This is a genomic window from Prosthecobacter sp., assembly GCF_014879935.1.
Taxonomy (GTDB): Bacteria; Verrucomicrobiota; Verrucomicrobiia; order Verrucomicrobiales; family Verrucomicrobiaceae; genus Prosthecobacter.
In genome coordinates this window covers 1-11,245 of record NZ_JACSRD010000253.1, presented here as the reverse complement: position 1 = coordinate 11,245, position 11,245 = coordinate 1, and the positions used below count along the sequence as shown (strand labels likewise).

The 11,245-nt window shown below is 60.9% G+C and carries 8 protein-coding genes; 4 read left to right on the top strand and 4 right to left on the bottom strand.

What is annotated here, in order from left to right; all coding sequences use genetic code 11:
* Positions 1 to 37: 37 nt before the first annotated feature.
* Positions 38 to 691 (bottom strand): FG-GAP repeat protein, encoded by a 654-nt coding sequence (locus IAE77_RS28735; protein ID WP_294234633.1) that lies wholly within the window; start codon positions 689 to 691, stop codon positions 38 to 40.
* A 305-nt stretch (positions 692 to 996) separates the two neighbouring features.
* Between IAE77_RS28735 and IAE77_RS28730 the strand changes: the two genes are divergently transcribed.
* The 3 genes from IAE77_RS28730 to IAE77_RS28720 all read left to right on the top strand — a co-directional run bounded on the left by IAE77_RS28730 (position 997) and on the right by IAE77_RS28720 (position 3,445).
* The gene (locus IAE77_RS28730) at positions 997 to 1,674 is read left to right on the top strand and encodes a DUF1080 domain-containing protein (protein ID WP_294234630.1); all 678 of its coding nucleotides are present in this window, start codon (positions 997 to 999) and stop codon (positions 1,672 to 1,674) included.
* A 70-nt stretch (positions 1,675 to 1,744) separates the two neighbouring features.
* A complete protein-coding gene (locus tag IAE77_RS28725; protein ID WP_294234627.1) occupies positions 1,745 to 2,530 on the top strand; it encodes a dienelactone hydrolase family protein in 786 nt (261 codons plus the stop codon).
* Between the two features lie 15 nt (positions 2,531 to 2,545).
* Entirely contained in the window at positions 2,546 to 3,445 is a 900-nt protein-coding gene (locus IAE77_RS28720; RefSeq protein WP_294234626.1) for a hypothetical protein, read from the top strand.
* Between the two features lie 235 nt (positions 3,446 to 3,680).
* Here the strand turns inward: IAE77_RS28720 and IAE77_RS28715 are convergent, their stop codons facing one another.
* From IAE77_RS28715 to IAE77_RS28705, 3 genes are all read right to left on the bottom strand, one after another.
* On the bottom strand, positions 3,681 to 6,131 hold the full coding sequence (locus tag IAE77_RS28715; protein ID WP_294234622.1) for a PPC domain-containing protein: 2,451 nt from the start codon (positions 6,129 to 6,131) through the stop codon (positions 3,681 to 3,683).
* Between the two features lie 90 nt (positions 6,132 to 6,221).
* Positions 6,222 to 6,716 carry a hypothetical protein gene (locus IAE77_RS28710; RefSeq protein WP_294234619.1) on the bottom strand — a complete coding sequence of 165 codons (495 nt, stop codon included), beginning with the start codon at positions 6,714 to 6,716 and terminating at the stop codon, positions 6,222 to 6,224.
* 5 nt (positions 6,717 to 6,721) lie between these two features.
* A complete protein-coding gene (locus IAE77_RS28705) occupies positions 6,722 to 8,800 on the bottom strand; it encodes an FAD-dependent oxidoreductase (protein ID WP_294234616.1) in 2,079 nt (692 codons plus the stop codon).
* 66 nt (positions 8,801 to 8,866) lie between these two features.
* On the opposite strand from IAE77_RS28705, the gene IAE77_RS28700 reads away from it, so the two are divergent.
* Positions 8,867 to 11,203, top strand: a complete 2,337-nt coding sequence (locus tag IAE77_RS28700; protein WP_294234614.1) for a hypothetical protein — start codon at positions 8,867 to 8,869, stop codon at positions 11,201 to 11,203.
* Positions 11,204 to 11,245 lie beyond the last annotated feature (42 nt).

Sequence of the window (11,245 nt, the reverse complement as noted above, 5' to 3'; positions counted from 1 at the left end):
ATGGCCGGCCGTCTCGACCTGCAAATCCCTTCAGCTTTTACCCACCCAGCATAGCGAAGCGCCCAAAATAGTCCTGTGTCGTCGGGCTTGGATTGTTAAGCGTCGAGATCGGGACGGTTGGGGTTGCACCTGCCACATTGTAAACGTAGGCACGGCCCGCATCACTAGCACCCGTATCATCTTGTTTGGCCCCAACCACCACGCGTGTGCCAGAGATTGCGACAGAATAACCAAACTGGTCGTCTCCGCCTGGGCTGGGATTAGTCAGTGTCAGTATTGGGACGGTGGGATTTGCACCAGCAAGGTCAAAAACGAACACTTTTCCTCCCGACGAAACATCCTGCCGATAGGCTCCCACCACCACGCGTGTCCCCGAAATGGCCACCGACCAGCCAAAATTCCCTCCTCCTGGTGTGCAAGAGAGAGTAAACAGCAATTCGCCTGTGGTGGCGCCAAACACCTTCGCCACCCCGCAATCCGTCCCCGTTGCGTCATCATAGGGAGCCCCCGCCACCACATACTCTCCATCCATCGCCACACTGTATCCGAGCTGCGCCCCACCTTGCAGTCCAATATCAGGCGGCGGCACCTCATGCAGCAGCGTGTCGGGAATCTGCGCGGCGGCAGGCAAGGCGAGCGCGATGAAACCAGCCTGAATGGGGCGGAGGAAATTCGTCAGAGGATTTTTCATCGCGTGAAGGAGGAGTACAACCTGGGCGTGGGAAATGCGTCAATCTATTTTGGGGGACAGATAATATTTAGGCTGATGGGGCCAGCTACGAATGCTTTGTCATAAGGCCGTGGATGGCGGTGATGCTGCCCATGAGGCGGGTGCGTTCGGGTTCCGGGGTGTCGAGAAGGTGGTCGCTGGCCTTGTCGCCAGGGCGTGGAGGCGGTGCAGGGTTGTGGTAGCGGTCTGATGTTCGAACAAGAGCGAGGGATGACGAGAATATTTGCTGCCAGACCGGCGCGGAGGGCGGCGTTTACCACCGCTCTATGACCCACCGCCTTCTCTCTCTTGCCGCAGTTCTATCTCTTGCCACCGTCCTTCATGCCGAGGACGCCTTCGTGCCGCTGTTTGACGGCAAGACGCTCACCGGCTGGGAACAACACAGTGGCACGGCGGAGTATCGCGTGGAGAATGGTGTTATCATCGGCAAGACGGTACCGAACACGGGCAATTCCTTCCTTTGCACCGCCAAGAAATACGGCGATTTCATCGTCGAGATCGAGTTCAAGGTGGGCGCAGGAATGAACTCCGGCATCCAGTTCCGCAGCAATTACTACGAGAAGGAGACGGAGGTGGAGATCGCGGGCAAGAAGAAGAAATTCCCCGCCGACCGCGTGCATGGCTACCAGTATGAGATCGACCCCAGCGACCGCGCCTACACCGGCGGCGTGTATGACGAGGGACGTCGTGGCTGGTTGTTCGACCTGAAGAACAACAAAGCCGCGCGAAAGGCCTTCAAGCAGGGCGAGTGGAACCAGGCCCGCATTGAGTGCCGCGGCAACAGCATCAAGACCTGGATCAACGGCGTCCCGGCGGCGGATTTCACGGATGACTTGACCAAGGAAGGCGTGATCGCCCTCCAGGTGCACGGCATCGGCAAGAAGACCGACGCGGTGGGCAAGGAAGTGATGTGGCGGAATATCCGCATCCAGGAACTGAAGTAAGACGAACTTCCTGCCTGCTCATGAAACTGGTTGGAAAACCGGTTTCATGCCGCTTATCATCGTTCCAACCATGAAAACTCAACGCGCGCTCCTTTTCACCGTCCTGCTTGCCGTTTCCGGCAGTCTGCGGGCCGAAATCAAAGAAACCACCGTCGAATACAAGTCCGGCGACGTGGTCTGCGAAGGCCTCCATGTGGTCGATACCGCCAAGACGGGCAAGCTGCCCAGCGTGCTGATCATCCATCAGTGGACCGGCTTGAGTGAGAACGAGAAGATGCGTGCGCGCATGCTGGCCGAGCTGGGTTACAACGTCTTCGCCGCTGACATCTACGGCAAAGGCGTCCGTCCCCAGCCGCCGGAGGCAGGCAAGGAGGCCGGGAAATACAAAACGGACCGCAAGCTCTACCGCGAACGCATGCTCTCGGCGCTGGAAGTCCTGAACAAGAATCCCCACACCGATGCCGCCAAGGTGGCCGCCATCGGCTACTGCTTTGGTGGCACGGGTGTCATCGAGCTCGCACGCAGCGGCGCGTTGGTGAAAGGCGTCGTCAGCTTCCACGGCGGCCTGGATTCACCGAATCCGACGGATGGCAAGAACATCAAGGGCAAGGTGCTGGCTCTTCACGGTGCGGACGACCCCTTCGTGCCCGCGAAGGACATCGCGGCGTTCGAGAAGGAAATGCAGGACGCGAAGGTGGACTACAAGCTGGTGAGTTATCCCGGCGCGGTGCACGCCTTCACCCAGAAAGCCGCCGGCAACGACAACAGCAAAGGCGCTGCCTACAACGAGGCCGCCGACAAGGCCTCCTGGGAAGAGATGAAGCAGTTCTTCGAGCGTCTTTTCGGCAGCAAGTAACCGAACCACCTCGTCATGAAGCGCCTCCCTGCCCTGCTGCTTTTCACCTGCGGCCTTTGGGCGGCAGATCCACAAGCGCCCGCAACTGCTCCCGTCAGTCCTCCGCAAGCCGCGGCAGGGGAAAGCACGGACTTCATCCGCTTCGAGCCGGGTGAAACGAGCGATCACCTCCAGACCGCCATCGTCAGCTACGAATCCCCGCAAAAGGTGCGAGTGGATCTCGTCGGGGCCATCCACATCGCCGACAAGGTCTATTTCGACTCCCTGAACACCCGCTTCAAAGCCTACGATGCCGTGCTCTACGAACTGGTGGGGCCTGCGTTCACCGAACGCGGAAAGGCCCCGGCGGCCAACAGCCAGCACAAGCTGGCGTGGGTCGGCCAGTTGCAGGCAAAAATGAAGGAGACACTGAAACTCCACGGTCAGCTCGAAAGCATCGACTACCAGGCGAAGAACTTCGTGCATGCGGACATGGGGGCGGAGCAGTTCACCGACTCGCAGGAGCAGAAGAACGAAAGCTTTCTCACGCTGTATTTGAAGGCGGCACTGGCCCAGAAGGATGCGAATGCCAAAAGCGGCATGGATTCGGATGCAGCCGGTCTGATCATGCTGCTGAAGCTTCTCACCGCCAAAGACACGAGCACAGGCCTCAAACGCATGATCGCCCAGCAGTTTGACACGGTGGAGGACATCATGGCCGGGGTCGAATCTGGACAAGGCACGGCCCTGCTGGGCGAGCGCAACCGCGTGGCCCTGGAGGTCATGGACAAGCAGATCGCCGCCGGGAAAAAGAACCTGGCCATCTTTTACGGAGCCGCGCATCTCGGCGACATGGAGGAACGCCTCCTGAAGAAGGGCTTCAAGCGCACCAAAGTCGAGTGGATCACCGCCTGGGACCTGCCACACGAGGAGTGAGCGTCGGGGTCGTTCGGAGTGCCGCCTTCAGGTGGAAGAGCGGCAGCGAAGGGAATCGGTGCCAAGCTCACACGCCAGGCCGAACCACCTCAAGCTCCCAAGGCCTCTCCGCCTGAAGGCGGAACCCTTAACAAGACAAAGCCCCTCGCCTTTGTCCTCGGACAGAAAAAACGGCGGCGAAGTGAATCGCCGCCGCTTCAGGTAAATCAATCTGCGTGGCCGAAGTCCACAGGCATCACTTCTTCCCGCCGGCAGCTTCCTGACGGAGCTGTTCGAGGCGGGAGAGCGGCTTGGCTGGCGCGGCAGCGGCTGGTTTCGGCTCTTCCTTCGGCTTGTTGGCGGCGACCACCGGAGTCGCGGGCGCGGGCGGCGGCGCTTTGCGTGGCGCATCGATGCGGAGGATGGAACCCAGCGCGATGCGATGGATCGTGGTGGCATTCGTCCCCTTCACCGGCACGTCAACACGGACGAACAGGTTCGCCTGCTTGCCGATGGGCGATTTGGCGTCGGTCTTCACCTTGAAAGAGACTTCCTTGGTGTCTTTGGTGATTTTGGCGGGCTCGATCGGGATGGTGTCCGGCACGCCGAGCACCTGGGCGTTGGCCTCGCCCTCGAACGGCTGCAGATGCTCCAGTTTGGCGATCATGACGGTTTCTTTGCCCTGCTCCACGGCCACCAGCGGAATGGCAGGCGCTGTGAGATAGGCGGGAGCGGTGACCACCTCGGTGAAGGGAGACGCGTTGTAGATGCGTCCACCGCCGGCGTCGGCCTCGCCCATCACCGTGAACTTCCACGTGCCCGCAGGCGCTCCAGCGTTCGCGTCGAGCTGGAAGGTGCACTCGTTCTGGCCTTCCGCGATTGTCTGCTCACCCAGCGAGCTCACGCCATTGGGCTTCCAGATCATGAACACGCGGATCGGCTTGGTGAAGCCTTCCTTGCGCTTGGCGACGACCTTCAGCTCCAAGATGCCGTTGTTCACCAGCGGCACCGCCGGTTTGGGGATCTCCAGGGAGTAGGGTGCCTCCTCCACGACGGCGACCGGCAGCTTGTCCTCGATCTCCGTGTAGTAAACGACGTTGCCGTTGCGGACGATGTCGAACTCCTGACGCAGCTTGCCGGTGATCTTCGTGTTCGGATCGGTCGGCAGCAATTTCACGGGCGAAACCTGATGGCCCAGCGGCGCATCCGCCGTGGCTTCAAACAGCAGCGGCATGCTGCCGAGGTCCTTCGGAGCCATCTCGGTCAGCAGCTTGACGCCCTGGGGCAGGTTCTGCGCCTCGAACTTGAAATCTCCACCCACGTTGTTGCGGGAGACGTTCACCAGCGTCGCGTAACGACCGCCCTTCGGGATCGCGATGAACTGACGGTAGTGCGTGTCATTCACCGTGAACTGCGGTGAGGCAAAGTACACCTCCGGCTCGGCGGCGGTCAGTTCGACACGATAAACAAAGTTCGGCCCGCCACGCTCCAGATGGTCAGCCACACGCACGAAGTAGTCGCCGTCAGCCGGGATGTTCACCTTGAACTTGCTGTCCAGGCGGCGACGTCCGCCGCCGTCGTCATTGCCGCCGAGGCTGCCGCCTTTCTCGTTGTAGATGTTCACCACGCTGTCGAGCGGCGAGCCCAGGCTCTGTCCATACGCCTGCACCTGGAGCGCCATGCCCTTCTTCAGCGGCACCTTGAAGAAATCCACATCCCCCGGCTTGTCGATGATGCCGTTAAGGGCGATCGGCGAGGTCGCGGCGGCGGTCGCTTTGGCCTGCTCATCGTTCGGCTCGGCCTCAAGGGCATTGTCATAGGTCACGAGGAGGAACGGATTACCAGAAGGCGCGGGTTCCTGCGACTTGGAGTAAATCATGTAGCCAGGATCGACCTCGGCCGGCAGCGGCACGTCCTCCTCAAAGGAGCCGTCGCGTTCAATGAAGCGCACCTTCGTGGTGGTGCCGACCTTGCCTCCTGCGGGATAAACCACGTCCGGACGGCGGTAGCTGCCGACGTGCAGCCGGTAGAATGAATTGCCGCCGCCACGATAGGACGACTCACGGATCATCACGGTGTAGTCGCCATCCTCCTCCGCCACGTAAGAGCAGTAGCCGTCCTGGCGGTGCAGGATGGTGTCGTCGGAGATGACCTTCTCAAAGCGGTCCTTGTCGATGATCGCCAGGAACGGATCAAACACCGTGTAGCCAAGACGCAGGCCGTCGACCTCCACGGAAAGACGCTGCCCCTTCTTCAGACTGACCCGGTAGTAATCCACATCCTCATTCTGCACCACGCCCTCCACCGTCTGGTTCAACTGGATGACCTGCGGCGTCTCAAAGTCGCTGTTCGGCTCCTTTTCATCCACATTCGGGAAGATGCCCACGAAGAACTGACGTGCGTGTGAGATGCCCGTCTTCGTGCGGATGCGCATGAGGTGGTTCCCCGGCGGCACATCCGGCGCGATCGCGATGGTCAGCTCCACCTTGCCATTTTCCGCCTTCTCCACGCTCTTCTGCGTGAAACCCGGCGAGAAGAAGATCATGCTCTCGAAATCAGCAAGCTGGGTGCCTGTGACGGTGAGCTTCACCTCCGTGCCACGCTGGCCGCCGTTCGGCTTGGTGGCGGTGAAGGTCGGATACGCGGCAAACCCGCTCGAGGCACACACGAGCGATGCGGTGAGGATCAGATGACGAAGTGAGGACATGACGATGATTTTTGAGGGGTTGGGAGCCATACGCCACCGGAGGGCGGGAAATTACGCAGGGCTGAAAGTTCCTGAGGAGGCGGAAAAGACTCAGCCCGCCCGCATCCGACGCGTCAGTTTCAGGCAGTAAAGGAGGGGCACCGCCCCGAAGACGCCGAACGAGCAGTCGATGAGCCGCCAGTGGAGCGGAATGCCGCGGATTTCCCCGCAGATCAGTGCCAGCGGGATCACGGCGGCACAGGCCACCAGTCCCATCTTCAACACCCAGGCGTTCCCCACTGGATCACGCCACGGTCCGATGAAAAACAACGCGATCATGATGTGCCCGAAGGCCAGCCAGTCCGTGCCGTAGGCGATGAAGGGAAACTGTGCCTGTGTGACCTCCAAGCCGTGCCAGACATGGCCGATCCACCACACCAAGCCCGTGTGTCGTGCGTAGTCCGCATGGTCGGCGATTCCAAGCCACGACGCCATCAGCCGTAGCTCATGCAGCAGCGGAAACGCGGTGATGCCGCTCAATAACAGGCCGACGATGAACAGGCCCAGAACAAGACGAAACCGCGCTATCAGTGGCTGTGGAAGCATAAGGATCACTCCACTGGCAGCCACCGCACGCCATCGACCACGACGTAGCCGTTCGCGCCTGCATTGCTGATGCTGATGGCGGTGTCGTTGCCGCATTCGTATTCGCCGAGGTCGATCCAGAACACGCCTTCGCTTTCCTGGCCGCTCTTGAGGTCGATTGGGAGCATTTTGACGCCACCGAGGTGCTGCACTTCCACCTGCGCGTTCGTGGCGCGGTTGTTGTTCGGCGGGGAGGCGAGCTGGAGGCGGAACTTCCCGGGCTTCTCCAGTTTGGGCTCAAAGCGCAGGCTGCTTTGGCCGTCCTTCGCGTTGCCATCGTGGCTGTAGCCGTCGCCGATGAAGCCTTTCGCCGCGCCGCTCTCCTGCCAGTGTCCGGTCACCTTGGCCTGCGTGTCGTCCATGACGATGCCTTTGAGCTTTTTGATCTCCACGCCGCGTGAGGACTTCGGACCGGTGTATTCGAGCACCTGGCCGTCTTTGCGAAGCTGCTCGCGCAGCTTCGCATACGGCACGTTTTGCACGGTGAGAGCGCCATCGAGGGCCAAAACGGCCGCAGTGGCCGCGGACTGGCCCAGGATCATGAACACCGGCTCCATGCGGATGCTGCCATACGCGATGTGACTGGCGGACATGGCGACTGGCACGAGCAGGTTGCTCCCCTGCCCCTTTTTCGGCACCAGCGAGCCATACGCGATCTCATAAGGGCCGTTGGTGCTGACGCCGATGTCGCCTTCGTTCTGCACGTAGCCTTCGGGCGTGATGTAACGCTGCACATTGTGGCTGTCGATGGTGTAGCTGCCCATGCCGACGGATTCCGGCGTCGGCTTCTTTTTGCGCAGTTCGTTCTCCGTCATCACGTAGCTGCCGATCATGCGGCGGGCCTCGCGGATGTAGAGCTGGTGGCTCCAGTTGCCGTTGTCGGTGAATTCATCCTTCGGCAGGCCCCACTCGCGCAGTTCATTCTGCACCTTGGCGGGCACCCGCAGGTCATTGGCGACGAACCACAGCAAGCCCTGCTGGTAGGTGCGGTGTTCGGCGATGATCTCCCTGCGGCGCTCGTAGCTGGCCTCGGGGTAGTCGTAATTGTAGCCGATGTTGTCGAAGCTGAACGGACCGTGGTTGTTCGTGTCGGTTTTGAAGTTCGGGATCGGATCGAACTTCTCGAAGAAATCAGGCCAGCCGGTGTTCAGCACGCGCAGGAGGATTTCATACTGTCCCGCATCGTAGCCCTCCGGCTTCGGAAACGGGATGCGGTTCTCCGGCACGTTCGTGTAGCAGGAGCGGAAGCAGTAGGCCTGCACGCGTTTGTCGCCTTCGCCGAAATTTCCGACGAACTCGGTGCTCACCCGTGGCAACACACCGCTCTTGGGATCGCCCGGCACCTTGTAGGGGCTGATGGGAGGATTCACTTTGCCAAAGTGGTGGCCGTGATGCAGCACGCCGACCTGCACGCCGTTGTGCCCCTCGCCATACACGCTGTTCGCCTCGCGGCCCACGTGGTAATGGCAGCCGGCGGCCGCCATGAGGTCGCCTTCATAGGTCGAGTCGATGAACATCTTCCCCGCGTAGGTCTTCCCGCTCAGCGTGGCGATGCTCACGATGCGGTCACCGTCCTTTTTGACGCCCTTCGCACGATCCAGCCACTCATCACGCACGACTTCGATGCCAAATTCCTTGATGTAGTCCTCGAACACCCCTTCCGCCGCATGCGGTTCGAAGATCCACATCGTGCGGTTCTCACCGTCCATCGCTGGCGTGCCCTGGCCTTTGTTGCCGTATTCGGACTGCTTCTGCTGCTTCCACGACTCCGCCTTCTGGTAGTGCATGTAGATGCGATGGTAAAAATCGCGCGCCAGGCCGCCGATGACCGCCTTGTTGCCCGTGTCGGTGAAGCCGAGGCCGCCGCTGCTCAATCCGCCCAGATGCTTGTCCGGACTGACGATGACGACGGACTTGCCCATCTTCTTCACCTGCACGGCGGAGATGACAGCGGCGCAGGTGCCGCCATAGACGACAACGTCATGCTCCTGGGCGTGGGAGAGTGAACCGAGGGCAAAGGTCGCGAGAAGAAGGCGCAGTTTCATGGCTGGGTGGGGTGTTTGGTTTCATCGCTGCATGAAAGGAATGGGCAAACAGAATGTTAAAGGGCGATGCTCCGACCTGCCTTTCTCTCGATTGTCGTCGCCACGTCCTGCTTCGCGCAGGATTTGCTGCCGAAACCCGTGGTGCACCAGCCGGAAGGTGCCTGGGCTGATTTCCCCGCGCTTTGCACTGCCGCCGATGGCACGCCGTGGGTTGCTTATGTGCAGTGGGATGGCGAAAAAGACACGCTGAAGGTCGCGAAACTCACCGACGGGGCTTTGAGCGAGATTTTGACCATCGGGGAGCCTGGCATCATTCATCAGCCAACCATCGCCAAAGACGGAAAAGGTGTGCTGCATGTGTTTTGGAGCCAGGTGAACGAAAAAGACCTCATGGAGCTGCGCTGGACGCAAATCCGCGATGGCAAAGCTGAAGTCGGCATGCTCGCCTCCTCGCCGAATGGCGGCAATGCCTTCGCCAAAGCGGCCACGAGCCCTTCCGGCGATGTCTGGTGCGTGTGGCAAGGCATGCGTGGCAGCACGGCGGATGTGTTTTGCCGCTTCTTTGATGTGGAGAGCCAAAAGTGGTCCCGCGAGATCCAAGTCACGAAGGATGCCGCAGGCGATTGGGAGCCTTGTGTGGCCTTCGCGGGTGGAAAGGCCTGGGTCGTCTTCGATTCGGCCCGCGGCAATGAGTTCAACATCTACGCCACGCCCATCGGCGATGACTTGCGAGCGGGCGAAGCGAAGCAGCTCATCGCCACGGATCGCTATGAAGGCCGCGTTTCCGCCATCGGCTCAAAGGACGGCAAAGGCCTGTGGATCACCTGCGAGCGTGGCAACCAGCAATGGGGCCTCGACATGCGTGCGCATGGTCACGCGCAGGGCCTGAATGGCCGCAAAGACACCGTCTTCGCCTACTTCGACATCGAGAGCGGCCAGGTGAATGAACTCCCCGCGCCCGACGCCCTCTTTGCCGATCTTCCCGGGCCGCAACCTGGCAAAGCCGCTCCTCGTGCGAACAATCCGAAGGCGAAAGCCAAGGCCGAGCAGCAAGCGAAGGCCCGCGCCGCGAAGGACAAAGAAGTCGGTCGTGCTGGTCCCAATCAAGTCGCCGCTGTGAATCTGCCGCACGTCATGCTCGATGCCGCGGGTCGTCCGTGGCTCACCGTGCGTTACTTCAAGAACTACGCGTGGCGCATCGCGCTGACACGCTATGACGAGGCCACGAAGCAATGGACGAAGCCCTTTGCCATCCCCGGCAGCGTCTATTCGCAGGATCACCAAACGACGCACGCTCTGGGCAAAGATGGCAGCCTGTGGATCGCGTGGCCGAGCGATCTGCGCAGCTCAAAGCTTCAACTTAACACCGGCATCCACCTCGCCAAAATCGCCACGGATGCCGATGTGCCGCTCGTCGCCGCACCCGCAGTCAAACCACGCGAACCATTCCCCGCCTACATCAATCCCACCACGCCCGAGCGTGCTCAAACCGAGCGCCACACGTGGACGCACGACGGCGTGACCTACAAGCTCTACTGGGGCGATTACCACCGCCACACCGACTTCTCAAACTGCATCACCGGCAATGACGGCTGCATCCTTGAGCAGTTCCGCTACGCCATCGACATGGGCAAGCTCGACACCCTCGGCACCAGCGACCACACCGACATCGCGAAGATCTACACGCCCTACGAGTGGTGGCTGAATCAGAAGCTCGTCGATGTCTTCTACGCGCCCGGTTTCTTCACCAGCATGTATGCCTACGAGCGCGAGCAAAAGTGGCCGTTTGGTCATCGCAACATGGTCTTCGCCCAACGGGGCGGCCCCATCGTTTACATCCAGCGGAAGAACTACCTCGCCTCGCCCTGGCAGAAGCTTTTCCCCGTCAAAGAAGACGGCGAGGCCGAACTGCATCCCAGCGAACTCTGGAGCGTGCTCACCCGCTACGGCAAACCCGTTACCGCCATCTCCCACACCGGCGCGACCGGCATGGGCACCGATTGGGATCAAATCCCGCCCATCGATCATCGCGTCGAAAACGTGATCGAGATCTATCAAGGTGCCCGCGTCAGTTACGAAGCCCCCGGCGCTCCGCAGCCGACCGTTGGCCTGCGTGAAGGCGAAAAATACAACCACTCCTCCGATGTCGTCGGCGTGCCCGTCGTGGGCGAACCGATCCGCAGTTTCACCGTGAAGAACAACGGCGTGTATCAGCACGCGCTCGAAATCGGCCACAAACTCGGCGTGTGGGCGAATAGCGACCACATTTCCACGCACACGAGCTACGGCGGCGTCTATGTGAAGGAATTCACCCGCGAAGGCATCATCGAAGGCCTCAACGCCCGCCGCACCATCGCCGCCACGGACAAGATTTTCGGGCGCTTCGCTATGCTGGGTGGGTAAAAGCTGAAGGGATTTGCAGGTCGAGACGGCCGGCCATCCAGT

What these genes read in the sequence shown, in the direction of transcription:
- IAE77_RS28735 (WP_294234633.1), bottom strand. Translation starts at nt 691, where the DNA reads ATGAAAAATCCTCTGACGAATTTCCTCCGCCCCATTCAGGCTGGTTTC.
- IAE77_RS28730 (WP_294234630.1), top strand. Translation starts at nt 997, where the DNA reads ATGACCCACCGCCTTCTCTCTCTTGCCGCAGTTCTATCTCTTGCCACC.
- IAE77_RS28725 (WP_294234627.1), top strand. Translation starts at nt 1,745, where the DNA reads ATGAAAACTCAACGCGCGCTCCTTTTCACCGTCCTGCTTGCCGTTTCC.
- IAE77_RS28720 (WP_294234626.1), top strand. Translation starts at nt 2,546, where the DNA reads ATGAAGCGCCTCCCTGCCCTGCTGCTTTTCACCTGCGGCCTTTGGGCG.
- IAE77_RS28715 (WP_294234622.1), bottom strand. Translation starts at nt 6,131, where the DNA reads ATGTCCTCACTTCGTCATCTGATCCTCACCGCATCGCTCGTGTGTGCC.
- IAE77_RS28710 (WP_294234619.1), bottom strand. Translation starts at nt 6,716, where the DNA reads ATGCTTCCACAGCCACTGATAGCGCGGTTTCGTCTTGTTCTGGGCCTG.
- IAE77_RS28705 (WP_294234616.1), bottom strand. Translation starts at nt 8,800, where the DNA reads ATGAAACTGCGCCTTCTTCTCGCGACCTTTGCCCTCGGTTCACTCTCC.
- IAE77_RS28700 (WP_294234614.1), top strand. Translation starts at nt 8,867, where the DNA reads ATGCTCCGACCTGCCTTTCTCTCGATTGTCGTCGCCACGTCCTGCTTC.